Here is a 1,999-nt window from a genome sequence, read left to right as displayed (position 1 = left end):
TGTTGATCCATAAAAGCAGTAGAAGAAACAGCAATAAAAGCACTTCTGCTAATACCCATAGATTTAGCTCGTTCATCTATCCTTTTTAAAACTTCATCTTCTAAAGTTATATTAACTCTAACAGACATGAAAAACACCTCCTATACACATAGAATACTCACTTTGGAATGGAATGTCAATAAAAAAAGTTGCAAGCCTTTATAGACTCACAACTTTATGCTACTATTCAGCTGATCAGAGAAATCAACTAAACAGTAGCAAGCTTGCCAGAAGCAAGCCATCCCTTCAATTCTCCCAATAATTGAGGGGTTTTTTCTTTTAAAACCGAATTTATCATAGACCTAACATCTAATAAGGCAGGCAACTCACGCATTTTCTTACGATATCTAACTTTAGTCCTATTAGGTAACTTAGCGAATTTATCAGGAGAAACAACCATAGAAGACAAAATGAACTCATCCATAGGAGAAACAGAAGAATAATCCGGAATTTTAATTTGCCTTTCAAAAGAAAATCCATTGTCTAATACCTTCTCAATTAAGCGCCAGCGATTATATTGCACTTCATAACGCCACCAATCACCCTCACGACGATTTTCTAAATCATCAGTATCCTCTAGTTGCTTATTTTTATTGTAAATACGAACGAGCATATCAGAACCAGCAGTACCGATATACCATGTTTCTAATTCACCATTTACACCGTAATATTTAGCAACTTTCTGACCTTTCACCTCATGCCAAACATCAGCCAAAGAAAAATCAAACTCAACTGCTAAATCATAACGATTTGCTTTCAAATCACTAACAGCATAAAGAATTTTCGTTTTTAACTGATATTGCCTATCTTGAGATAACTTCGAAGGATTAAATTCCAAAAAGAAATTATTTATACCCCAAGAATCCGCACGAGTCTTATCGTATTCAAAATAAACACTATTTTCATCCATACAAAAGAATTTACCACGAACCGAAGTCGAAGTCGTAAGACCAATGGTTTCAGTCTCTATATCATTTTGAATATAGTTCGTAAGGACAAAAATATCCGAATCCGAAATGTTACCAGAAAGACGCAATTTATCACATTTAACATTAAATATTTCCAATATCTCACCTCCAAGAAAATAAAATGTGCCAATTTGGCACTTCTAACCGGCTGTTAGAGGGGGCCGGTCCCCAAAACTCATTAATCAGATTTCAAATCATCAACAGCCAAATGCTCCATGGTCTGATTGTTTTTCGCGTGCGCGGGGGCGCTCGCGCGTCCCATGCGCCCCGCGAAAAAACAAAAGCAGACTCATGTGCGCCTTTTGGCTGTTTGAATGAATAATGAAATAATGATAAAATAAGTCCTACGAGACGACTTTAAACTCTTCGCTGTGCAAGGCTGGGTTCTGAGTTCGTCTTTTTCTTTTCTCACAAATATCGAACATAGCTTTCTCAAACATTTGATAGCAATCATCACGCAAATGGTCAAACTCAATATAGCCTAATTCATTATACATTTCGCCTAATTGGCGCTCTAAGCTATAAAGCAATAATATCCTATCAAAATCTTGTAACTCCTCAGGAATCGCCCTATTTTCGCCCTCATAGTCCATATCATATAAATCCCATTTAACAATCATAAAAGTACCTCCAAAAATTAAATATGTTCTTCTATCCCTATCCACCCTAAATTAAGCAGATAAAAGGCACATACACCAAGGGTTTGAATCCTATTTTGTATGTAAAATTTGGGGATTTAAGTTGCCTATATTATCAAGATAAGAAACTCCTAGCCATATCCGCAATCATTGACAGCAGGTACCTCTTAGCATGTTCCAATTCTGTGGGGCTTCAGCGATAAAAAGACTAATCCAGAATTCCATTGCTGAAGCAATTACCAGGATAACATGCACGACCTACTGTCAATGAACCGCTACGCTTTGCTCTCATCATTTCTTTTGACTTCACCACCCAAACTAGAAGGAAATTCGCTAACAAATCGAATAGCATCT

Annotated in this window: 3 protein-coding genes; all 3 read right to left on the bottom strand. The window is 36.6% G+C overall.

Translation table 11 applies throughout. The features are described 5' to 3' along the window. A partial coding sequence (locus tag IGI47_RS14105) for a ribbon-helix-helix protein, CopG family (protein WP_438784569.1) occupies window positions 1-128 on the bottom strand: 128 nt, incomplete at its 3' end. A gap of 119 nt (window positions 129-247) precedes the next feature. Beyond that, entirely contained in the window at window positions 248-1,105 is an 858-nt protein-coding gene (locus tag IGI47_RS14100) for a replication initiation factor domain-containing protein (protein WP_438784568.1), read from the bottom strand. 246 nt (window positions 1,106-1,351) lie between these two features. Next, entirely contained in the window at window positions 1,352-1,627 is a 276-nt protein-coding gene (locus tag IGI47_RS14095) for a hypothetical protein (protein WP_438784567.1), read from the bottom strand. Between the last annotated feature and the right edge of the window lie 372 nt (window positions 1,628-1,999).

This window comes from Enterococcus sp. AZ191, from assembly GCF_051713845.1.
Lineage (GTDB): Bacteria > Bacillota > Bacilli > Lactobacillales > Enterococcaceae > Enterococcus_B > Enterococcus_B durans.
The sequence above is the reverse complement of the archived record's forward strand: the minus strand, read 5'-3'. Positions and strand labels throughout refer to the sequence as shown.

Excerpts from the sequence above, each read along its gene's own strand:
- IGI47_RS14095 (WP_438784567.1), bottom strand. The coding sequence starts at position 1,627 with ATGATTGTTAAATGGGATTTATATGATATGGACTATGAGGGCGAAAAT.